Raw genomic sequence first — 19,912 nt, forward strand, 5'->3', positions numbered from 1 at the left:
TCAACCAGTTTGACTCATTTTTCCCATGCCTCGCTACCGGTGACTTCCATGGCTTTTTCCGAACGTGTCGCGCGCCTTAAAAGTTCTTTGATCCGTGAAATCCTTGCCGCCGCCCAGCGTCCGGAGGTCATGTCGTTCGCTGGTGGCTTGCCGGCCGAAGCGATGCTGCCGAAGGTCGAGTGGGCTGACATGCCGCTGTCGCTCGGCCAATACGGCATGAGCGAAGGCGAACCGGCATTGCGCGAAGCCTTGGCAGCGGAGGCGAGGGCGCTGGGCCTGGAGTGCACCGCAAGTCAGGTACTGGTGGTCAGCGGCTCGCAGCAAACCCTCGATCTGGCGGCCAAGCTGTACATCGACAAGGGCACGGAAATTCTGCTTGAAGCGCCGACCTATCTCGCTGCATTGCAGATTTTCCAGCTGTTCGGCGCCGATTGCCTGACCGTGCCGCAAGAAGCCGACGGCCCGAATCTGGCGCAATTGCGCAGTCGTCTCGAACAGCACCGGCCAGCGTTCATTTACCTGATCCCGACGTTCCAGAATCCGTCCGCCGTGCGTTACAGCGAAGCCAAGCGTGCAGCCGTAGCGGCATTGCTCGACGAATTCGGCGTCACCCTGATCGAGGACGAACCCTACCGCGAGCTGACTTTCGATGGTGGCAGCGCCAAGCCGATTGCCGGGCGTCTGCAGAAGGCGAGCTGGATCTACACCGGCACCGTGTCGAAAACCTTGTTGCCCGGTTTACGCGTCGGCTACCTGATCGCCAGCCCGGACCTGTTCCCGCATCTGCTCAAACTCAAGCAATCGGCAGATCTGCATACCAACCGCATCGGTCAGTGGCAGGCCCTGCAATGGATCGGCAGCGACAAGTATCAGCAGCATCTGAGCGAGTTGCGCGGCTTCTATCGGCAACGGCGCGATGCCTTCCAGGCGGCGCTGGAAACGCACTTTGCTGATCTGGCCGACTGGAACATGCCGCAGGGCGGGCTGTTTTTCTGGCTGACGTTGAAGCAGCCGCTGGATACGCGAACGTTGCTCAATGAGGCGTTGGCCAATGACGTGGCGTTTATGCCGGGGGAGCCGTTCTTTCCGGATCCGGATAACAACCTTGGGCATTTGCGCTTGAATTTCAGCCACATCGATCCGGCACGACTGGATGAAGGGCTCAAGCGATTGGCGGCGGTGGTGCGCCAGGCGCTGCTAGAGAAAGCGGCCTGAAAACAAATAAACCGGCTCATGGGCCGGTTTATTTTTGTCTGGGATTTGCGGTGGCTGAGAGGGCCCCTTCGCGAGCAGGCTCGCGCCCACAGTGGAAATGCATTCCAAAGGGTGGGAGCGAGCCTGCTCGCGAAAGCGTCAATCAACCCACCACATAATCATCAGACCGCCGCAAACCGCTTATCCAGATAATCAATAATCACCTTGGACTCATACATCCAGGTTGTCTGGCCATTCTCTTCAATGCGCAGGCAAGGCACCTTGATCCGGCCGCCCTGATCCAGCAGCGTCTGACGATCCTGCTCGTTGTTCTTCGCATCCTTCAGCGCCACCGGCACATTCAGGCGACGCAGCGTGCGGCGGGTTTTCACGCAGAACGGGCAGGCATGGAACTGATACAGCGTCAGGCCTTGCGCGGCGGCATTGACCTGGGCCTGAGTTTCGGCAGGACGCTGTTTCTTGCCCGGGCGGGTGATGAAGTCGATGAAGATAACCAGTTGGCCGAGGCCGACACGAAGCGCTTTGACGAACACGTTTAAAGCCTCACGGTGGAAATTGAGAAAGGCGCGCAGCTTACCCGATTTTTCACGGACGAAAAAAAACCGGCGATGAATGCCGGTTTTCTTCGGGCAACGAATTACTTGATGAGGCTGAGGAATTCGCTGCGGGTCGCTGCGTTTTCGCGGAACTCACCGAGCATCACCGAAGTGATCATCGACGAATTCTGCTTCTCGACACCGCGCATCATCATGCACATGTGCTTGGCCTCGATCACCACGGCTACGCCCAGCGCGCCGGTGACTTGCATCACTGCATCGGCGATCTGGCGGCTGAGGTTTTCCTGGATCTGCAGGCGACGGGCGTACATGTCGACGATCCGCGCGACCTTCGACAGGCCCAGCACTTTGCCGCTCGGGATGTAGGCGACGTGCGCCTTGCCGATGAACGGCAGAAGGTGGTGTTCGCACAACGAGTACAACTCGATGTCCTTGACCAGCACCATTTCGCTGTTGTCGGAGCTGAACAGGGCACCGTTGGTGACCTCTTCGAGCGTCTGTTCATAACCGCGGCAGAGGTACTGCATGGCTTTGGCGGCACGCTTTGGCGTGTCGAGCAGGCCCTCGCGGGACACGTCCTCGCCCAATTGGCCGAGAATCGCGGTGTAATTCTGTTCCAGGGACATGAAACTACCTGTGGGGATTTTCGCAAAGGGCAAGGGTACGGTGGCGGACACAACCCTGCAAGTTCGGTGTAACGGGATTATTCGTCGCGGCCTTCCATCATGGTGCGTTTGAGCATCACGTAAACCGCACCAGCCCCGCCGTGTTTGGCCTGGCACGAGCAGAAGCCCAGCACTTGGGCATGCTGGCGCAACCAGGTGTTGACGTGGCTTTTGATCATTGGCCGCTTGCCGTCCAGGCGCACAGCCTTGCCGTGGGTGACGCGGACGCAGCGGATTTCGAATTTAGTCGCTTCGGCAAGAAAGGCCCAGAGGGTTTCGCGGGCCTTTTCCACGCTCATGCCGTGCAGGTCGAGGCTGCCTTCGAACGGGATCTGGCCGACCTTGAGCTTGCGTATCTGACTTTCCTGCACGCCGTCACGGGACCACATCAACTCGTCTTCCGGGCCGACGTCGATCACGAACTGGTCGGACAGACCGTCAACGGTGGTGGCATCGGTGCGCACGGTGGCGGACTGGCGCAGCTTGGCGATCTGTGCGCGGTCAGCCTTGGGTTTGCCGGTGTCGGCGCGGTCGTGCTTGATCGGCTTGACGCCTTGGATCGCACTTTTGAACAGGGAAAAATCGTCGTCTTGCATGTCAGCCTCCGCGAAGGGCGGCCAGTTTACCCAAGTCGAAACAAAACGGCCCGGCAAAAAGCCAGGCCGGTGATTCAGTCGTGTTTTTTCATCAGGTGCGGGGACATGTTCAGTTCCCGCGATTGCCGGGCGCGACGCCGGCAGCGACGCCACAAAGCGACACCAAAATACAGAAACAGCAAACCGACCGCCAGAATGATTGCCGAGCCCATTGGCGTGGCATTCAAGTCACCGAGCGCTGGTGGGCGCCCGAGCAGGCTGGCCGCCCCGGCCATCGCCAGCAGCACACCGAACGTCGCCAGAATGGCGGCAATCGCCGCGCCGAATCGAAAACGCCAGTTGCTTTGGCCTTTGGGCCGCAAGCGGCGTGCGTCAAATCCATCGGATAACTTCATTCCGACCTTCCTCAATGGGTATCGGCCCTTCGACCGGGAGTTGACCGGGTTGTTCCTGAGGCTATGGCATTTGCGGCAAATGAGAGGATTTTGCGGATGAGCGGCGCCGTGAGCCGCTCATCAGGGTCGATCAGATCAGGTCTTGCGTCAGCGCGAGGGTGGCGAAGTTGTCCGCCATGATCGCCATTTCGGCTTCCTGTACCACAGCGGCGCTGAGCACGCGGCCCTTGAACGGCAGGTCGCGGGTGGCGCAGGCGTCTTCGACCAGGGTGCAGCGGAAACCCAGATTCTTCGCCGCACGTACGGTGGTGCTGACACTGGAGTGGCTCATGAAACCGCAGACGATCAGGTCCAGTGAGCCAAGGTTTTGCAAACGGTCCAGCAACTCGGTGCCGTGGAACGCGCTCGGCAGCAGTTTGCCGATAATGGTTTCATCGCCCTGTGGCTCGAGGCCAGGGATGAATTCGCCGCGTTCGCCCTGCGGGTCGAACAGGCCGCCGACGGTGCCGAGGTGACGCACGTGCACGATCGGCCGACCGGCTGCACGGGCTGCGGCAACCACTTGCTTGATGTTTGCGACGGCCGCGTCCATGCCGCTCAGGGCCAGCGGGCCACTGAGATATTCTTTCTGGGCATCGATGATGACCACGGTGGCATGGCTCAGTGTGGCCGCTGCGTAACCGCGACCGCTGAGTTGAAACATCGTTTTTGGAACGGACATTCTGGGGCTCCTTGGGGTGGGGCTTTTGCGACATTGTCCTCTGGCTGAGCGGTTCTGTGAATCGCTACCATCGTAGGCACCGTCGTTATTGGCCTGCAGCCTTGTCAAGTTACACGTTCTGTTCAATAGCCGATGCAAAAAACAGAAAACTCCTACCGTCGGTGCGATGTTTTTCCTGCGTCGTCGTCGCGCGTTTTGGCTGCTAGAATCGCCAGTCGTTTTTTCTGGAGTTCTGCGCCGTGATCACTTCCCGCCTTCGTACCCTGCGTGACCATATCCGTTGGGCCGTCAGCCGCTTCCATGGGGAGGATCTGTTTTTCGGCCATGGCACCGACAATGCCTGGGACGAAGCCCGGCAACTCGTACTCGGCGCGTTGCACCTGCCGTGGGAAATCGCCGACAGCTACCTCGATTGCGCGCTGGAAGACGACGAGTTGGTTAACCTGCAACGCCTGCTCAAGCGCCGTATCGAAGAACGCATTCCCACCGCTTACCTGTTGGGTGAGGCATGGTTCTGCGGCATGTCGTTCATCGTCGATGAGCGCGTGTTGATCCCGCGCTCGCCGATTGGCGAACTGATCGAAAACCGTTTCGCCCCGTGGATCGGCAACGAGCCTGCGCGGATTCTCGACCTGTGCACCGGTTCCGGTTGCATCGGTATCGCCTGCGGCTACGAGTTTCAGAACGCCGAAGTGGTGCTGGCCGATCTGTCGTTCGAAGCGCTGGAAGTGGCCAACCAGAACATCGAGCGCCATGGCGTCGATGAGCGCGTCTATACCGTGCAGGGCGATGGGTTTGATGGCTTGCCGGGCCAGCGTTTCGACCTGATCGTGTCGAACCCGCCTTACGTTGATGCGGAGGATTTCGCCGACATGCCGGACGAATATCAGCATGAACCGGAGCTGGGTCTGGCTTGCGGTGATGATGGGTTGAACCTGGTGCGACGCATGCTCGCTGAAGCGGCGGATCACCTGACCGAGAAGGGCTTGCTGATCGTTGAAGTGGGCAACAGTCAGGTGCACGTTGACGCGCTGTACCCGGAAGTCGATTTCGCCTGGCTCGAATTCGAGCGCGGCGGGCATGGTGTGTTCATGCTGACGGCGGAGCAGTGCCGCGATCATCAGGCGCTGTTCGCTTCCCGCGTCTAAAGCCTAAAAGCTTCGCAAGCAAGCTCGGTCCCACCTATGGAATGCATTTCCCTGTGGGAGCGAGCCTGCTCGCGAATCGCCGCACTGCGGTCTCAAGCCATCAGCGATGCGTGGCAATCCAGATCAACAACCCCGCCTGAAACACCGCAAACGCCACCAGACAGGTGATGGTGAAACGCAGCCCGGCGTCTTCACGCTTGAACTTGCTGACCTTCTCTTCCTGTTTCTTCAGCTTCACTTCCTGCTCGGCCAGATTCTGTTCGGCCTGCTGAAGCATCTGCGCCGCTTCAAGAATCTCGACGATCTGCAGCTTCTCGCTGTTCCAGTCGCCGAGCAAATCGCCGACCAACACATCCTTGACGCTGCCCTTCAAGTGCTGGGCATCGGCGTACACCACATCAAAACCATGCACCCGCAGGAAATGATCGCGACGCAGGCGGGTGTCTTCGTTCAGCGCGTCCTTGTTGTTCAAGTCCATGCCGTCAACGGTGTAGGTCGGCCAGCGCTTTTTCGCCCAATTGATGCCTTGCGCGGCCATGTAACGGCCGATGCCACGGTTCATTGGTTCGATCTGCAAGCCACTGTCGGGGCCGAAGTGCACACGTTTGGTCGTGTGATCAACCCACACGTCCAGCTGATTCTGCTCTTTGCGCACACGCTGGCCGGGCAGCTTGATCGTCATGCGCATCAGGCTTTTTTCTTTGCTGTTGCGTTCGGCATAGCCGAATTCGACGAAGCGCAAGGGGCGGCCGCCAGTGTTGCGGTCAGTCTGCAGCGGGGCCAGGCGGAGCATCTTGTGGTGCTCGACGTGGACATCCGCCCACGGCAGCTCGACCGCTGGCGGTGCGTCTTTTTCAGCGGTGGTGTCGGGTGAAGTCGGGGTATCAGTCATAACGGCGAGATCCTGTCCAAGCCCTGCTTGTCGCCAGCCGTTGCGCTGGCGACAAAGGCTTATCGGCCGTTTTTTGCAGGACTAGAGGGCAAACAACCGTTAACGGGTGCGAAGTCCGTCAATAAACTCGATGATCTTCGCGCCAAGTTCCGCCGCCAGTGGCAAATTCGGATCCTTGTACGAAGCCAATTGCCGCTTCATATCGTTATGGACGATGCGCATGACGTGGTTCATGCCGTCGATCACCGCCAGTTCGGCGTCGGGTTTGGCAGCTTTCAGCGCCCGCGCATCGCCAACGCCGACCTGCATGTCGTTGCTGCCCTGGACGATCAGCGCCGGCATCTTCAATTGCGCGAAGGCTTTCGCGGGATCCTGACGGAACAGCGAAATCAAATACGGCTGCACGCTCGGGCGGAAAATCACCTGCAACGGTTGCGGCACATTGTCGTCAGTGTGGCCGGCCTTGAGGCTGTCGAGCAGTTCATTGCTGCGTAGCATCAGCGGAGGTGGGAGGCTGCGGGCCAGTTGCTCGCGGATCACCTGATCGACCGGGCGGGCGCTGCCGGACAGGGAGATCACCGCAGCGGCATCCACTTTCGGCGCGGCGAGGCTGGCAATCAGCGCGCCTTCACTGTGGCCGAGCAGGATCAATCTGCCGAAACGCGGATCGGCCTTGAGCTTCTGCCCCCATGCCACCGCGTCCGCCGCATAGGCCTCCACCGATAAATTGCGCTCATCCGGCGTTGCCGCCAGACTCGCCGCAACACCGCGTTTGTCGTAACGCACACTGGCAATGTTGTGTTTGGCCAGCACCCACGCCAGGCGCTTGAGGCTGTCGTTGCGCCCGCCGTCGGGGTTGTTTCCGTCGCGATCCGTAGGACCGGAGCCAGAAATAATCAGGACAACCGGCACCGGATTGTCGGACTTTGGCAGCAGCAGCGAACCGAAAAGTTCGCCGGTGCCGGTATCCAGAGTGACCGGGCGTTGTAGGACCGTCGCTTGGGCAAAGCCCGTAAAGAGGGTAAGACTCAAGATCAAAACTCGCAGCATCATCACGCCATCATTCGCCAAGGTGCCGGTTGGACTCGCCAGCACCACTAAGGTTCGAGGATGAACTACTCGGTTAGCCTGCGTATACTGGCGCGCATCACGAATTTGGGTTTGATTTCACGGAGCGTCCTGCATGTCCGGCAATACCTACGGCAAGTTGTTCACTGTCACCACCGCTGGCGAAAGCCATGGTCCGGCGTTGGTCGCCATTGTCGACGGCTGCCCGCCGGGCCTGGAGATCTCCCTCGAAGACCTGCAGCGCGACCTCGATCGCCGCAAGCCAGGCACCAGCCGCCACACCACCCAGCGTCAGGAAGCCGACGAAGTCGAAATCCTCTCTGGCGTATTCGAAGGGCGCACCACCGGTTGCTCGATCGGCCTGCTGATCCGCAACACCGACCAGAAGTCCAAGGACTACTCGGCGATCAAGGATCTGTTCCGCCCGGCCCACGCCGACTACACCTACCACCACAAATACGGTGAGCGCGACTACCGTGGCGGTGGTCGCAGCTCGGCGCGCGAGACCGCAATGCGCGTAGCGGCCGGTGCGATCGCGAAGAAATACCTGGCCACCCAAGGCATTGTCATTCGTGGCTACATGAGCCAGCTCGGCCCGATCGAAATCCCGTTCAAGACCTGGGATTCGGTGGAAGACAACGCTTTCTTCAGCCCCGATCCGGACAAAGTCCCGGAGCTGGAAGCCTACATGGATCAATTGCGCCGCGATCAGGACTCGGTCGGGGCGAAGATCACCGTCGTTGCCGAAGGCGTGATGCCGGGTCTGGGCGAGCCGATTTTCGACCGTCTCGACGCTGAGCTGGCGCATGCGCTGATGAGCATCAACGCAGTCAAAGGCGTGGAAATCGGTGCCGGTTTTGCCTCGGTCGCCCAGCGCGGCACCGAACACCGCGATGAAATGACCCCGGAAGGTTTCCTCAGCAACAACGCGGGCGGCATCCTCGGTGGTATTTCGTCCGGTCAGCCGATCGTTGCGCATCTGGCCTTGAAGCCGACGTCGAGCATCACCACCCCGGGCCGTTCGATCGACATCCACGGCAATCCGGTCGATGTGATCACCAAGGGCCGTCACGATCCGTGCGTCGGCATCCGTGCCACGCCGATTGCCGAAGCGATGATGGCCATTGTGCTGATGGATCACTTGCTGCGTCACCGTGGCCAGAATGCCGATGTGCGCGTGAGCACGCCGGTGCTGGGCCAGCTTTGATGGCAGGCCTTAAAGCCGTCGCGGCATAACCGGCGTGGCGGCGCTCCCTTACTGGCGGCTGTCCAGTTTCTATCTGTTCTATTTCGCCTTGCTCGGGTCGACAGCGCCGTTTCTGGCGCTGTACTTCGACCACCTCGGCTTCAGTCCTGCGCGGATCGGTGAGCTGGTCGCGATCCCGATGCTGATGCGCTGTGTGGCGCCGAACATCTGGGGCTGGCTCGGTGATTACACCGGCAAACGCCTGGCTATCGTGCGTTTCGGCGCGGTGTGTACGCTGTTGACGTTTTCACTGATCTTCGTCAGCAAGACCTACGCCTGGTTGGCGATGGTCATGGCCTTGCACGCGTTCTTCTGGCACGCGGTGCTGCCGCAGTTCGAAGTCATCACCCTGGCGCATTTGCAGGGGCAGACCTCGCGCTACAGCCAAATCCGCTTATGGGGCTCGATCGGTTTCATCATCACCGTGGTTGCACTCGGCCGATTGTTCGAATGGCTCAGCCTCGACATCTACCCGGCGGCGCTGGTGTTGATCATGGCCGGCATCGTCCTTAGCAGTCTGTGGGTGCCGAACGCGCAGCCGCCGCAAGGCAATCGGCCGAGCGGTGAGGGCTTTCTCACACAACTGCGCAATCCCGGCGTGCTGGCGTTTTACGGCTGCGTCGCGCTGATGCAAATGAGCCACGGCCCGTATTACACCTTTCTGACCCTGCACCTTGAGCGTCTCGGCTACACCCGCGGCACCATCGGCATGCTGTGGGCCGTGGGTGTCGTTGCCGAAGTGCTGATGTTCATGGCAATGAGCCGGATTCTCGCGCGGTTTTCCCTGCGCCGGGTGCTGATGGCAAGTTTTCTGCTGGCGGCGCTGCGCTGGTTGTTACTAGGTTCGTTCGCCGAGTTCCTGTGGGTGCTGTTGTTTGCGCAGGTGCTTCACGCGGCGACCTTCGGCAGTTTTCACGCCGCTGCCATCGCTTTCGTGCAACGTAGCTTCGGCGCGCGCCAGCAAGGGCAGGGCCAGGCGTTGTACGCCGCACTGGCCGGCACCGGCGGCGCCATGGGCGCGTTGTATTCCGGCTACAGCTGGAATGCCCTCGGCGCGACATTGACCTTTAGTATTGCCAGTCTCGCGGCGCTCGCTGCTGCCGTTATCATTGCCACACGTATGCAAGAGGACCGGCCATGAGCCTTACGCGTGAACAACTCGCCCAGCAAATCGTCGATGCCGGGCGCTTTCTTTATGGTCGCGGCTGGTCGCCGGCCACCAGCAGCAACTATTCGGCGCGCCTGTCGCCAAGCGAAGCGCTGCTGACCGTGTCGGGCAAGCACAAGGGCCAGTTGAGTGTGGACGATGTGCTCGCCACCGACCTCTCCGGCACTAGCCTGGAGCCGGGCAAAAAGCCGTCCGCCGAAACCCTGCTGCACACCCAACTGTATAGCTGGCGGCCGGAGATCGGCGCAGTGCTGCACACCCATTCGGTCAACGCCACGGTGCTGTCGCGCCTGACTCCGCAGGACTTTATCGAGTTCGAAGACTACGAGTTGCAAAAAGCCTTCAGCGGCATCTCGACCCATGAATCGCGGGTGCGCGTGCCGATTTTCGACAACGATCAGGACATTGCGCGCCTCGCCGCCAAGGTGCAGCCTTGGCTCGACGCCCATCCTGATTGTGTCGGTTACCTGATTCGCGGCCACGGCCTCTACACCTGGGGCGCGCAGATGAGCGACGCGCTGCGGCAGATCGAGGCCTTTGAATTTCTGTTTGAATGCGAGTTGAAAACCCGCAGCGTCATGAACCGCCAAGGCTGACTTCACCAGAAGTAGCCCATTTGCCTGATGAAATGCTGTGCCCGACCGGTCTGCAAGAACCGGACGGCAAGGCCGATACCGAGGAATTGCCCCAATGAGCAGCCTGTCCGTCTATCACGTCTCAAGCCCTGAGATTCCGAACAAGGTGCTGACCCACTTTGAAGACATCGCCTCGACCCTGGCCGAGCAGGGCGTGCGCTTCGACCGCTGGCAAGCCGCCGCGAAAATCCAGCCCGGCGCCACCCAGGAAGAGGTGATCAGTGCTTATAAAGAGCAGATCGATAAGCTGATGACCGAGCGCGGTTACATCACTGTCGACGTCATCAGCCTGAACAGCGATCACCCGCAAAAAGCCGAGCTGCGCGCCAAGTTTCTCGAAGAGCATCGCCATGGCGAAGACGAAGTCAGATTTTTCGTCGCCGGCCGTGGGTTGTTTACCCTGCACATCGACGATTACGTTTATGCCGTGCTTTGTGAGAAGAACGACCTGATCTCGGTACCGGCCGGCACCAAGCACTGGTTCGACATGGGCGAGCATCCGCACTTTGTCGCGATTCGCCTTTTCAACAACCCGGAAGGCTGGGTTGCCAATTTCACCGGCGAAGACATCGCCGGCCGCTTCCCGCGTCTGGAGGACTGATTCGATGTCGATCAAAGCCATCGTCACTGACATCGAAGGCACCACTAGCGCGGTAAGTTTCGTGTTTGACGTGCTGTTTCCGTACGCGGCCAAACATTTACCGGATTTCGTGCGGCAGAACGCCGAACGCGCCGATGTGGCCGAACAACTCGAAGCTGTGCGCCGTGACAGCAATGCGCCGCAGGCTGATGTTGAGCGGGTTGTCGAGATTCTCTTGAGCTGGATTGAGGAAGATCGCAAAGCCACGCCGCTCAAGGCCTTGCAAGGCATGGTCTGGGCGCAGGGTTATCACGCCGGGCAGTTGAAGGGGCATGTTTACCCGGATGCCGTTGAAGCACTGCAGCGCTGGCATGCTGCCGGTTATCAACTGTTTGTGTACTCGTCGGGATCGATTCAGGCGCAGAAACTGATTTTCGGCTGCTCGGAGGCGGGGGATCTGACGCCGTTGTTCAGCGGTTATTTCGACACGACTTCAGGGCCCAAGCGCGAGGCGCGGTCGTACACCAATATCCAGCAAGCCATCGGTGTTGAAGCGGGGGAGATCCTGTTTCTCTCGGACGTTGTTGAAGAACTCGACGCCGCGCAAGAGGCTGGCCTGCAAACCTGCGGCCTGGCCCGCGAAGGCGGGGAGTTGGGCAGCCACATCACCGTCGAAACTTTCACCGGCATCGAACCCGAAGCCTTCTAACCACACCAAAACCCAATGTGGGAGCGAGCCTGCTCGCGAAAGAGTCCGTTCAGCCAACCTATTCAGTGGCTGACACATAGCCTTCGCGAGCAGGCTCGCTCCCACAGGAATTGGCGTCAGGCATAAAAAAACAGGCCGTGAAGCGGAAGCTCCACGGCCTGTTTTGTTTAATGCGTTTGAAAAGTTACAGCGAGTGATATGTCGGCAGAGCAAAACGCTGCTGGCTCTGCAGCATGGCAATTTGCGGCAACTCACTGGCTTGTTCTGCCAGGTCACGACGAATTGCACTGATCGCCCACGACAGTTGGTCGCCGGCATGCAGTTGTTGATAAGTCAGTGCGCGTTTGAACACTTTACCGTCGCTGCTGCGCAGGGTCAGCAGGATCCCGCCATCGGGACGTGGCGCAGTGGTGACGTCGAAGTTGGAGAACAGGGAGGTAAATTTTTCTTGGATCAGGCTCATGTCTTTCAGCTCCGTATGCACTTGAATGGCAAGCATGCAGAGGAGGTTGCAGCGATTGTGCCAGCATTTGAAAATAAATAAATCGTTATAAATCAATGATTTAAAAATAATGAAAATTCAGGTGGTCGTGCAAACTGCATGAATGGCCATCGTGCATCCTGCATTTTGCGGGATCGATATCGATTCGATGGAACCAATCGCAGATCCGCAGATCCGCTGCGCTCGCTAAAGAGCAGCGGATACAAAACATTGCAAAAACCGCGTGTACAGCCCGAGAAGCGCTGACGTATTTTCGACCTCGACCCGTGCTCGAATGCGCCGGTTGGTTCAAGTCAAAGCCCGAAAAATAAAAACATCGACCTGCACGTCAAGGTTGAACGGGGAGCTTCCATGAGTCACGCGCCAAGCGACACGATTACCTGGGGCATGATGCTCCGCAAACTGCCGATGATTGCCAAAGCCATCCCGCGGGTGGTCAAGGGCATGAAGGTGGCCAACGTCACGGATCCGACCCAAAGCTGTGGCCTTGGCTGGACATTCGAGCAAGCGACGCTGCGCAATCCCGAGGGGCCGGCGCTATTGCACGGCGATGTGCGGCTGACCTATGCGCAGGTCAACCAGTGGGCCAACCGCATCGCTCACTATCTGAACGGGCAGGGTATCGGCAAGGGCGACGTGGTCGCAGTGTTCATCGAAAACCGCCCGGAACTGCTGGTGACCATTCTGGCGCTGGCCAAGGTCGGTGCGGTCAGCGCGCTGCTCAACACCTCGCAGACGCGTGACACCCTTGTCCACAGCGTGAATCTGGTGGCGCCGGTGGCGATCATTGTGGGCGAAGAACTGCTTGCAGCGTATGCGGCGATTCGCGATCAAGTAGCGATCACTGCACCGCGCACCTGGTTTGTCGCCGATCAGGACACATACAGCCATCCGGGCATTGCGCCCGACGGGTACGTCAATCTGATCAGCGCCAGTGCCGACGCCTCCAGCGAGAATCCGCCGAGCAGCCAGCAGATCTTCTTTGACGATCCGTGTTTCTACATTTATACCTCCGGCACCACCGGCCTGCCCAAGGCCGGGGTGTTCAAGCATGGGCGCTGGATGCGCAGCTCCGCCAGTTTCGGCATGATCGCTCTCAATATGAGCCCCGACGACGTCGTGTATTGCACCTTGCCGCTGTACCACGCCACCGGTCTCTGCGTGTGCTGGGGTTCTGCGGTCAACGGTGCTTCGGGTTTCGCGATCCGCCGCAAGTTCAGCGCCAGTCAATTCTGGAACGATGTGCGCCGCTATCGCGCGACCACCCTCGGTTATGTCGGCGAGTTGTGCCGTTATCTGGTCGATCAACCGGCCAGTGCCGATGACAGCCGTCACGATGTGCGCAAGATGATTGGCAACGGCTTGCGCCCCGGCGCCTGGGCCGAGTTCAAGACACGTTTCGCCGTCGAGCACATCTGTGAGCTGTACGCGGCGAGCGACGGCAACATCGGATTCACCAACATTCTCAACTTCGACAACACCATCGGTTTCTCCCTGATGGCCTGGGAATTGGTCGCCTACGACCATCACAGCGGCGAGCCAATCCGCAGTCCTGACGGATTCATGCGCAAGGTCGGCAAAGGCGAGCAGGGTCTACTGTTGGCGCGGATCGACGAAAAAGCCCCACTGGACGGCTACACCGATCCACAGAAAACCGCCAAGGTCGTGTTGCAGGACGTGTTTAGCAAAGGCGATCGTTTTTTCAACACCGGCGACCTGCTGCGCAACATCGGCTTCGGCCACGCTCAATTTGTCGATCGCCTCGGCGACACCTATCGCTGGAAGGGCGAAAACGTCTCGACCACCGAAGTCGAAAATCTTCTGCTGCAACACCCGCAGATTTCCGAGGCGGTGGCTTATGGCGTGGAGATCTGCAATACCAACGGCCGCGCCGGTATGGCGGCGATCACGCCAGCGGAATCCCTTGCGACGCTGGATTTCGCCGAGTTGCTGACTTTTGCCCGGGAGCGCATGCCAGCCTATGCCGTGCCATTGTTCCTGCGAGTGAAGGTCAAGATGGAGACCACCGGCACCTTCAAATACCAGAAAACCCGACTCAAGAACGAAGGCTTCGACCCCGGCCAGACGGGGGATGACCCGATCTTCGCATGGCTGCCCGGCACGCAGACTTACGTTCGGGTCACCGATGAAGTGTTGGCAGAAATTCATCAGGGCAAGCATCGTTATTGAATCTGGCTATGGCTCGACTTGAGAAAAAGGGGGTGACAGCCAGCGCCTCGCTCGGGAAACTGTCGGCTTTCCGATTGACCGAAAGTGGAGTTGCCCCATGTCCGACCAAAGCCGCCAGATGACCCCTGAAGAAGCTGCCGAATTCACCGAGCAGGTTTTCAACAAGGCGCGCGACGGTGATGCCGAGATGCTTGATCGCCTGGTCACGGCCGGTTTGCCAGTCAACCTGAAGAACAGCAAGGGTGACACGTTGTTGATGTTGGCCAGCTATTACGGCCATCTGGATGCGGTGCAGGTGTTGCTTAAACACAAGGCCGACCCGGAAATGCGCAATGGCAACGGCCAGAGCCCGATTGCCGGCGCCGCGTTCAAAGGCGATCTGCCGGTGATCAAGGCGCTGGTCGAAGCGGGCGCAGAGATTGAAGGCTCGTCGTTTGATGGTCGTACGGCGCTGATGATGGCGGCGATGTTCAACCGCGTTGAAATCGTTGATTACCTGATCAGCAAGGGGGCCAATGCGCAAGCCAAGGACGCCAATGGCGTGACGGCGCTGGATGCGGCCCGCACGATGGGGGCGGTTGATACCACCGCTCAGTTGGAAAAACTGCTGGCCTGACGGGCGTCAAAAGATCGCAGCCTGCGCCAGCTCCTCCATTGAACGCGTTGGCCTGCCATTCCGTGGATGAGCGCTGAGCGTAGGCGCTGCCGAGGCTGCGATCTTTTGCTTTGTGCGCTATCCTCCGCGCCCTCGAAATTCACCTTCGCCACAGGATCCGCCCTCATGAAAGCCGCACTCGTCGAACTCATCAGCAAAATCAGCTCCGGCTGCATGGGCGAGGACGAGATCCTGAAAGTGGCTGACGAAGCCGCGCAAGCTTACGCCGATGCGGGTGCCTTTCTGGCAGCCAACCCGGACATCAACTACGACGACACATTCCCGATTGCGTTGGGCGAATGGGTCGTGGTCGGCAGCCTGCCGGAAACCGTGCTGTTCCAGGCCGACACCTACGTTGACCTGTTTGCGCAGATCGTCGCCTCGTTTGGCCCGGGCGTGGATTTCAACCTCAAGCCCAAGCAACTGGCCAAGACCGAAGCGCTGACCGCGCTCAATCGCATCCAGGTGCAGATGAGCAGCATGAACAAGGAAAACGGCGGTTACACACTGATGAACTTCAGCCAGTTGCTCGACGACGAACTGCAGGTGGTGCTGGTCTACGGCAACGACGTGCCACGGGTGCTGGAGCTGTGCGCCGAAGTCGGTATCGCCGCTGCGCCATCGCTCGAAGCGCTGAAGATCGCTGTGCACGTCTGAGCGAGATAGCAATAAAAGGGAACCCTGCGCGCGACCGTCTATCCTAAAAGTGCATGCCACTATTCTGGAGCGACACCATGGGTTCCACGTTCAACGGTCTGATCGGTCTGATCATCCTCGCCCTCGACATCTGGGCCATCATCAATGTGCTGAAAAGCGGCGCCACCACCGGGATGAAAATCGTCTGGGTGCTGCTGATCATCCTCCTGCCAGTGCTGGGCCTGATCATCTGGGCGATTGCCGGACCGCGGGGCAACGTGCGGATCTGACGCTGATCCCGAGAACACCGCAATACCCTGTAGGAGTGAGCCTGCTCGCGATAGCTATCCTCCAGTCAATGAGTCAGTGACTGAAAAACCGCTATCGCGAGCAGGCTCACTGCTACAAGGGATTGCGATTTGCTGATGAAGGGAGGTTCTACCTGTCATCTTCGGCAACGTAGAATGCGCGCCTTTCCCGGGCAATCGCCCCCACGATTGGCGCCCGCGCATTCATCGGAGCACTTGACCATGACCGTCACCAAAACCAGCGAGTACCTGGAAACCCTCTACGAAGGTTACGGCCAGCGCTTTCGCATGGAAAAACTGCTGCACGAAGTGCGCACCGAACACCAGCACCTGGTGATTTTCCAGAACCGGCGAATGGGCCGGGTCATGGCGCTGGACGGCGTGATCCAGACCACTGAAGCCGACGAATTCATCTACCACGAAATGCTCACCCACGTGCCAATCCTTGCCCACGGCAGCGCCAAGCGCGTGCTGATCATTGGTGGCGGTGACGGCGGCATGCTCCGTGAAGTGAGCAAGCACGCCAGTGTCGAGCACATCACCATGGTCGAGATCGACGGCACCGTGGTCGATATGTGCAAAGAGTTCCTGCCGAACCACTCCAGCGGCGCCTACAACGATCCGCGCCTGAACCTGGTGATTGACGACGGCATGCGTTTCGTCGCCACCACCACGGAAAAATTCGACGTGATCATCTCCGATTCCACCGACCCGATCGGCCCGGGCGAAGTGCTGTTCTCGGAGAACTTCTATCAGGCCTGCCATCGCTGCCTGAACGAGGGCGGCATCCTCGTGACCCAGAACGGCACACCGTTCATGCAGATTGACGAAGTGAAAACCACTGCCGGTCGCCTGAGCAGCCTGTTCCCGGACTGGCACTTCTATCAGGCCGCCGTGCCGACCTACATCGGCGGCTCGATGACTTTCGCCTGGGGCTCGACCAATCCGGCGTACCGCAAACTGAGCCGTGAAACCCTGCAACAGCGCTTCATCGGCAGCGGCATCGTCACCCGCTACTACAACCCTGAAATCCATATCGGCGCGTTCGCCTTGCCGCAATACGTGCTGCAGGCGATCAACAAGCCAGGCAACGATTAAAGAACACTGCAATATCCCTGTGGGAGCAAGCTTGCTCGCGAAGGCGTCAGGTCAGTCAAAGAATATGTCGACTGGACAGGCCCCTTCGCGAGCAGGCTCGCTCCCACATTTGTTTGCTCCACACGATAGATGTCGTTTTTTTCATCTTCCCCCGCTGTAATCCTTTTGAACCAACCCTCTGCGTCTAAAGTCGAGATAGATGTAAGCCCATTTGCGGGTTTGATCGAGGAGGCACTGATGCAAAAGTGGAAAGTCACTTTCGTGGATGATCACGGTGAAATTCTTGATGAAGTCTTCGAACGTGAGGAATGCCCGTCCGATGATGAAGCAGCGCGGCTTATCAAGGAGCGGCTTCTTCCGGTCGCCGCCAAGCTGGATCTGAATGATCTGGAAGGGCGCACCGCCGATGCTGGGGTGAAAAACCTCAAAACCCAGAATGGCATCGAAATCCGCAGCATCACACCCGTCTGACAGTTCCTGTCATCTCTTGAAACCAGGCCTTGGCAGCAGCTCTATCTTGGGGCTACTCTGCAAGCGAGATCAGCGAACGGATCGCTAAGGTCTGGTCTTGTCAGCTACATGCTTGTTCCCGCGTGCAACCACGTTGCCGTCGTACTTTGGCCAAAGGCCCGGGGCGGGAATACGGAAAGTCTATCCATCTATGCGAGGGGGACGATTCATGAGCACAGCCTATCAAGAAGACATCAGCAGCAATGTTCTGCGCCGCATGAAAGAAGGCGGTTTCGATTTTTCCCGATTCCATCCCATCGAGTTCTACGCGATTTTCCCGGACGAGGAGCGGGCGCGCAGGGCGGCAGGCAAATTTCGCGGTGAATCCATCAATGCCCAGGTCAGTCTGCGTGATGACGGTGCGTGGGCGCTGGAATTGAGCAAAGTGATGTACGCGACATATGACGATATCGGCGACTTCGAGCAGGGATTCTCTGCCGTGGTCGAGCCGCTGGGCGGCATCATCGAAGGCTGGGGCGTGAAGCAGGAGGTGCGCAACCGCCATCGTTTGAACTGATCTCTGGTTTCATTTGTTGAGCAACGGCTGACCTTCGGGTTGGCCGTTGTCATTTCCGGCATAAGCAAAACGCTGTGGCAAAACCCTGAAACAAGAAACCGAGGCAAAAAAAAGCCACCGGAGAGGGTGGCTAAAAGGGAAGACCGATAAGGAGAGGAAACCGGTCAGGGTTGCAGCGGGGCGGGCCGCTGAGGCGATCCCAATCAGTTGAGCTGGCCGCTTCATGGCGCCGGGGCCGGTGAAGTTTTGCAGCGGATGTGCGGATTATCCGCAGGCAGCACCGGGCAGTGAAATCAACTCTGACTATGCTGGTGATAGGCGATGCAGTGCGTCGCAATGAAGCGGGGGCAATCCGGTTGGGGCATTTGCCGCACAGGAATGGTGCGGTGCCTGCGGCGTGTATTTCCAACCGATTGAAATCAAAGCGTTTATGCCGATGGCACGGGCCTTGCGAAGGCCTGTAGGTCCGGGTGACAAGGAGTACGGCATGATCCGCACCTATTTTGATGAGATGTACGATGCCGGCGGCCAGGTTCGCCCGCATTATCGGGAGTTCGCCCGATGGCTGGCCGACACGCCTGACGAGCTGCTGGCTCAACGGCGACGCGAGGCCGATCTGCTTTTCCATCGCGCCGGCATCACGTTCACGCTCTATGGCGACGAGCAGGGCACCGAGCGCCTGATTCCTTTCGACACCATCCCGCGCAGCATTCCTGCCAGTGAATGGCGAATCGTTGAGCGCGGCTGCATCCAGCGGGTCAAGGCGTTGAACATGTTCCTCGCCGACCTTTATCACGAGCAACGCATTATCAAGGCCGGGATCATTCCCGCCGAACAGGTGCTGGCCAACGAGCAATATCAGTTGGCGATGCAAGGCCTGGATCTGCACCGCGATATCTATTCGCACATCTCCGGCGTCGATCTGGTGCGCGACGGCGACGGCACTTATTACGTGCTCGAAGACAACTTGCGAACACCGAGCGGCGTCAGCTATATGCTCGAAGACCGCAAGATGATGATGCGCCTGTTCCCGGAGCTGTTCGCCGCCCAGCGTATTGCCCCGATCGATCACTACCCGAACCTGCTGCTCGACACCCTGAAAAGCTCAAGTCCGATCGATGACCCGAGCGTGGTGGTGCTGACGCCGGGGCGCTTCAACAGTGCGTTCTTCGAGCACGCATTCCTGGCGCGGGAAATGGGCGTTGAACTGGTCGAGGGCGCGGATCTGTTCGTTCGCGACGACAAAGTCTTCATGCGCACTACGGACGGCCCGAAAGCGGTAGACGTTATCTACCGTCGGCTCGACGACGCGTTCCTCGATCCATTGGCGTTCAACCCCGACTCGATGCTCGGTGTGCCGGGGCTGCTGTCCTCTTATCGCTCGGGCAACGTGGTGCTGGCCAACGCCATCGGCACCGGCGTAGCGGACGACAAATCGGTGTATCCGTTCGTTACTGACATGATCCGGTTCTACCTCGACGAAGAGCCGATTTTGAAGAACGTACCGACCTGGCAATGCCGCAACCCGTCTGAACTTTCTCACGTGCTGGCCAATCTTCCAGATCTGGTGGTCAAGGAAACCCAAGGCTCAGGCGGTTACGGGATGTTGGTGGGGCCGGCATCGACGAAAGCGGAAATCGATGCTTTCCGCGAACGGATCAAAGCCAAACCCCACGCGTACATCGCGCAACCGACGCTGTCGCTGTCGACTTGTCCGACCTTTGTCGAAAACGGCATTGCGCCGCGCCATATCGACTTGCGTCCGTTTGTCTTGTCCGGGCGCGAAACCCGGGTAGTGCCCGGCGGTTTGACCCGCGTTGCGTTGCGCGAAGGCTCCTTGGTGGTGAATTCCTCCCAGGGTGGCGGAACCAAGGACACCTGGGTGGTCGAGGATTGAAGGA

Annotated in this window: 23 protein-coding genes; 15 read left to right on the forward strand and 8 right to left on the reverse strand. The window is 59.3% G+C overall.

Annotated features, from left to right (window positions below):
• The first annotated feature begins 48 nt into the window (after positions 1-48).
• A complete protein-coding gene (locus HU754_RS10140) occupies positions 49-1,215 on the forward strand; it encodes an aminotransferase-like domain-containing protein (protein ID WP_116256627.1) in 1,167 nt (388 codons plus the stop codon).
• Positions 1,216-1,376: 161 nt separating this feature from the next.
• Here the strand turns inward: HU754_RS10140 and HU754_RS10145 are convergent, their stop codons facing one another.
• From HU754_RS10145 to HU754_RS10165, 5 genes are all read right to left on the reverse strand, one after another.
• Positions 1,377-1,748: a glutathione S-transferase N-terminal domain-containing protein gene (locus tag HU754_RS10145; RefSeq protein ID WP_093441696.1), complete on the reverse strand. Its 372-nt coding sequence runs from the start codon at positions 1,746-1,748 to the stop codon at positions 1,377-1,379.
• 104 nt (positions 1,749-1,852) lie between these two features.
• Complete coding sequence (gene folE / locus HU754_RS10150; RefSeq protein ID WP_003442011.1) at positions 1,853-2,398, reverse strand: GTP cyclohydrolase I FolE; 546 nt, start codon at positions 2,396-2,398, stop codon at positions 1,853-1,855.
• A 77-nt stretch (positions 2,399-2,475) separates the two neighbouring features.
• On the reverse strand, positions 2,476-3,033 hold the full coding sequence (locus HU754_RS10155) for a Smr/MutS family protein (protein ID WP_186624383.1): 558 nt from the start codon (positions 3,031-3,033) through the stop codon (positions 2,476-2,478).
• Positions 3,034-3,107: 74 nt separating this feature from the next.
• The gene (locus tag HU754_RS10160; RefSeq protein ID WP_007914024.1) at positions 3,108-3,428 is read right to left on the reverse strand and encodes a hypothetical protein; all 321 of its coding nucleotides are present in this window, start codon (positions 3,426-3,428) and stop codon (positions 3,108-3,110) included.
• Positions 3,429-3,558: 130 nt separating this feature from the next.
• The gene (locus tag HU754_RS10165; RefSeq protein ID WP_007914026.1) at positions 3,559-4,149 is read right to left on the reverse strand and encodes a cysteine hydrolase family protein; all 591 of its coding nucleotides are present in this window, start codon (positions 4,147-4,149) and stop codon (positions 3,559-3,561) included.
• A gap of 239 nt (positions 4,150-4,388) precedes the next feature.
• Between HU754_RS10165 and prmB the strand changes: the two genes are divergently transcribed.
• Complete coding sequence (prmB, locus tag HU754_RS10170; protein WP_186624382.1) at positions 4,389-5,297, forward strand: 50S ribosomal protein L3 N(5)-glutamine methyltransferase; 909 nt, start codon at positions 4,389-4,391, stop codon at positions 5,295-5,297.
• 100 nt (positions 5,298-5,397) lie between these two features.
• Here prmB and HU754_RS10175 read toward each other — a convergent pair whose 3' ends face one another.
• Positions 5,398-6,189 (reverse strand): hypothetical protein, encoded by a 792-nt coding sequence (locus tag HU754_RS10175; RefSeq protein WP_093441710.1) that lies wholly within the window; start codon positions 6,187-6,189, stop codon positions 5,398-5,400.
• A 99-nt stretch (positions 6,190-6,288) separates the two neighbouring features.
• Positions 6,289-7,242: an alpha/beta hydrolase gene (locus HU754_RS10180; RefSeq protein WP_186624381.1), complete on the reverse strand. Its 954-nt coding sequence runs from the start codon at positions 7,240-7,242 to the stop codon at positions 6,289-6,291.
• A 130-nt stretch (positions 7,243-7,372) separates the two neighbouring features.
• On the opposite strand from HU754_RS10180, the gene aroC reads away from it, so the two are divergent.
• From aroC to mtnC, 5 genes are all read left to right on the forward strand, one after another.
• Positions 7,373-8,464 (forward strand): chorismate synthase, encoded by a 1,092-nt coding sequence (aroC, locus tag HU754_RS10185; protein WP_099758435.1) that lies wholly within the window; start codon positions 7,373-7,375, stop codon positions 8,462-8,464.
• 34 nt (positions 8,465-8,498) lie between these two features.
• Complete coding sequence (locus tag HU754_RS10190; protein WP_093441720.1) at positions 8,499-9,644, forward strand: MFS transporter; 1,146 nt, start codon at positions 8,499-8,501, stop codon at positions 9,642-9,644.
• Positions 9,641-10,267 (forward strand): methylthioribulose 1-phosphate dehydratase, encoded by a 627-nt coding sequence (locus HU754_RS10195; RefSeq protein ID WP_186624380.1) that lies wholly within the window; start codon positions 9,641-9,643, stop codon positions 10,265-10,267. The genes HU754_RS10190 and HU754_RS10195 overlap by 4 nt, the downstream gene beginning before the upstream one ends.
• 94 nt (positions 10,268-10,361) lie before the next feature.
• Positions 10,362-10,907 (forward strand): 1,2-dihydroxy-3-keto-5-methylthiopentene dioxygenase, encoded by a 546-nt coding sequence (locus tag HU754_RS10200; protein ID WP_039763876.1) that lies wholly within the window; start codon positions 10,362-10,364, stop codon positions 10,905-10,907.
• 4 nt (positions 10,908-10,911) lie between these two features.
• Positions 10,912-11,595 (forward strand): acireductone synthase, encoded by a 684-nt coding sequence (gene mtnC / locus HU754_RS10205; protein ID WP_186624379.1) that lies wholly within the window; start codon positions 10,912-10,914, stop codon positions 11,593-11,595.
• 184 nt (positions 11,596-11,779) lie between these two features.
• On the opposite strand, the gene HU754_RS10210 is transcribed toward mtnC, so the two are convergent.
• Positions 11,780-12,058 carry a DUF3509 domain-containing protein gene (locus HU754_RS10210; RefSeq protein ID WP_008080936.1) on the reverse strand — a complete coding sequence of 93 codons (279 nt, stop codon included), beginning with the start codon at positions 12,056-12,058 and terminating at the stop codon, positions 11,780-11,782.
• A 390-nt stretch (positions 12,059-12,448) separates the two neighbouring features.
• Here HU754_RS10210 and HU754_RS10215 point away from each other — a divergent pair, with 390 nt between their 5' ends.
• The 8 genes from HU754_RS10215 (at position 12,449) to HU754_RS10250 (ending at position 19,908) form a co-directional block, all read left to right on the forward strand.
• On the forward strand, positions 12,449-14,287 hold the full coding sequence (locus HU754_RS10215; RefSeq protein ID WP_186624378.1) for a long-chain-acyl-CoA synthetase: 1,839 nt from the start codon (positions 12,449-12,451) through the stop codon (positions 14,285-14,287).
• A gap of 97 nt (positions 14,288-14,384) precedes the next feature.
• Positions 14,385-14,903 (forward strand): ankyrin repeat domain-containing protein, encoded by a 519-nt coding sequence (locus HU754_RS10220; protein ID WP_186624377.1) that lies wholly within the window; start codon positions 14,385-14,387, stop codon positions 14,901-14,903.
• Positions 14,904-15,068: 165 nt separating this feature from the next.
• Positions 15,069-15,599 carry a hypothetical protein gene (locus tag HU754_RS10225; RefSeq protein WP_186624376.1) on the forward strand — a complete coding sequence of 177 codons (531 nt, stop codon included), beginning with the start codon at positions 15,069-15,071 and terminating at the stop codon, positions 15,597-15,599.
• A gap of 77 nt (positions 15,600-15,676) precedes the next feature.
• Positions 15,677-15,868, forward strand: coding sequence for a PLDc N-terminal domain-containing protein (locus HU754_RS10230; protein WP_007914053.1), 192 nt, complete (start codon positions 15,677-15,679; stop codon positions 15,866-15,868).
• Positions 15,869-16,108: 240 nt separating this feature from the next.
• Entirely contained in the window at positions 16,109-16,984 is an 876-nt protein-coding gene (gene speE, locus HU754_RS10235; RefSeq protein ID WP_186624375.1) for a polyamine aminopropyltransferase, read from the forward strand.
• A gap of 237 nt (positions 16,985-17,221) precedes the next feature.
• Positions 17,222-17,455 (forward strand): hypothetical protein, encoded by a 234-nt coding sequence (locus tag HU754_RS10240; RefSeq protein ID WP_123449605.1) that lies wholly within the window; start codon positions 17,222-17,224, stop codon positions 17,453-17,455.
• Positions 17,456-17,663: 208 nt separating this feature from the next.
• The gene (locus HU754_RS10245; protein ID WP_093441760.1) at positions 17,664-18,011 is read left to right on the forward strand and encodes a ribonuclease E inhibitor RraB; all 348 of its coding nucleotides are present in this window, start codon (positions 17,664-17,666) and stop codon (positions 18,009-18,011) included.
• A gap of 487 nt (positions 18,012-18,498) precedes the next feature.
• Complete coding sequence (locus HU754_RS10250) at positions 18,499-19,908, forward strand: circularly permuted type 2 ATP-grasp protein (protein WP_007914061.1); 1,410 nt, start codon at positions 18,499-18,501, stop codon at positions 19,906-19,908.
• Positions 19,909-19,912: the final 4 nt, after the last annotated feature.

Source organism: Pseudomonas zeae (assembly GCF_014268485.2).
Lineage (GTDB): Bacteria > Pseudomonadota > Gammaproteobacteria > Pseudomonadales > Pseudomonadaceae > Aquipseudomonas > Aquipseudomonas neuropathica.

Coding starts and splice junctions, on each gene's coding strand:
- HU754_RS10140 (WP_116256627.1), top strand. CDS start 49: ATGGCTTTTTCCGAACGTGTCGCGCGCCTTAAAAGTTCTTTGATCCGT.
- folE (WP_003442011.1), bottom strand. CDS start 2,398: ATGTCCCTGGAACAGAATTACACCGCGATTCTCGGCCAATTGGGCGAG.
- HU754_RS10155 (WP_186624383.1), bottom strand. CDS start 3,033: ATGCAAGACGACGATTTTTCCCTGTTCAAAAGTGCGATCCAAGGCGTC.
- HU754_RS10160 (WP_007914024.1), bottom strand. CDS start 3,428: ATGAAGTTATCCGATGGATTTGACGCACGCCGCTTGCGGCCCAAAGGC.
- HU754_RS10165 (WP_007914026.1), bottom strand. CDS start 4,149: ATGTCCGTTCCAAAAACGATGTTTCAACTCAGCGGTCGCGGTTACGCA.
- HU754_RS10175 (WP_093441710.1), bottom strand. CDS start 6,189: ATGACTGATACCCCGACTTCACCCGACACCACCGCTGAAAAAGACGCA.
- HU754_RS10180 (WP_186624381.1), bottom strand. CDS start 7,242: ATGATGCTGCGAGTTTTGATCTTGAGTCTTACCCTCTTTACGGGCTTT.
- aroC (WP_099758435.1), top strand. CDS start 7,373: ATGTCCGGCAATACCTACGGCAAGTTGTTCACTGTCACCACCGCTGGC.
- HU754_RS10195 (WP_186624380.1), top strand. CDS start 9,641: ATGAGCCTTACGCGTGAACAACTCGCCCAGCAAATCGTCGATGCCGGG.
- HU754_RS10200 (WP_039763876.1), top strand. CDS start 10,362: ATGAGCAGCCTGTCCGTCTATCACGTCTCAAGCCCTGAGATTCCGAAC.
- mtnC (WP_186624379.1), top strand. CDS start 10,912: ATGTCGATCAAAGCCATCGTCACTGACATCGAAGGCACCACTAGCGCG.
- HU754_RS10210 (WP_008080936.1), bottom strand. CDS start 12,058: ATGAGCCTGATCCAAGAAAAATTTACCTCCCTGTTCTCCAACTTCGAC.
- HU754_RS10215 (WP_186624378.1), top strand. CDS start 12,449: ATGAGTCACGCGCCAAGCGACACGATTACCTGGGGCATGATGCTCCGC.
- HU754_RS10220 (WP_186624377.1), top strand. CDS start 14,385: ATGTCCGACCAAAGCCGCCAGATGACCCCTGAAGAAGCTGCCGAATTC.
- HU754_RS10225 (WP_186624376.1), top strand. CDS start 15,069: ATGAAAGCCGCACTCGTCGAACTCATCAGCAAAATCAGCTCCGGCTGC.
- HU754_RS10230 (WP_007914053.1), top strand. CDS start 15,677: ATGGGTTCCACGTTCAACGGTCTGATCGGTCTGATCATCCTCGCCCTC.
- speE (WP_186624375.1), top strand. CDS start 16,109: ATGACCGTCACCAAAACCAGCGAGTACCTGGAAACCCTCTACGAAGGT.
- HU754_RS10240 (WP_123449605.1), top strand. CDS start 17,222: ATGCAAAAGTGGAAAGTCACTTTCGTGGATGATCACGGTGAAATTCTT.
- HU754_RS10245 (WP_093441760.1), top strand. CDS start 17,664: ATGAGCACAGCCTATCAAGAAGACATCAGCAGCAATGTTCTGCGCCGC.
- HU754_RS10250 (WP_007914061.1), top strand. CDS start 18,499: ATGATCCGCACCTATTTTGATGAGATGTACGATGCCGGCGGCCAGGTT.